Consider the following 511-nt stretch of genomic DNA (forward strand, 5'->3'; position numbering starts at 1 on the left):
GATCGATGAATTTCGCCGCATCGTCGCGGGAAAATCCGAACGTCGTTTGCGTGAGGTCGTTCGTGCCGAACGAGAAGAACTCCGCCTCTTCCGCAATCCGATCGGCAGTCACCGCCGCGCGCGGCAGTTCGATCATGGTGCCGACCAGATAGGAGAGCTTCACGTTGCAGCGCTTCATGGTCTCGGTTGCGACTTCGCGCACCAAATCCTTCTGCGCCTTCATTTCCGACACCATCCCCACCAGCGGAATCATGATTTCAGGCACGATCTTCGCGCCTTCCTTTGCCAACTCGCAGGCTGCCTCCATGATCGCCCGCGCCTGCATGCGCGTGATTTCCGGCATGGTGATGCCGAGACGGCAACCGCGTAGGCCCAGCATGGGATTGAACTCGTGCAACTCCTCCACCCGCGCCAGCAGCCGTTTCTTCTCTTCGAGCACCGACGCGGCGCCGCCGGTCAGTTCCAGTTGGGCGATCTCCACCATCAGGTCTTCGCGCTTCGGCAAGAACTC

Annotated in this window: 1 protein-coding gene; it reads right to left on the minus strand. The window is 60.7% G+C overall.

Going from position 1 to position 511, the window contains the following annotated elements:
• The coding region (locus tag L6R21_28310; GenBank protein ID MCK6563106.1) for a pyruvate, phosphate dikinase at nt 1-511 on the minus strand (511 nt) is incomplete at both ends.

Source organism: bacterium, assembly GCA_023150945.1.
Classification (GTDB): domain Bacteria; phylum Zhuqueibacterota; class Zhuqueibacteria; order Zhuqueibacterales; family Zhuqueibacteraceae; genus Coneutiohabitans.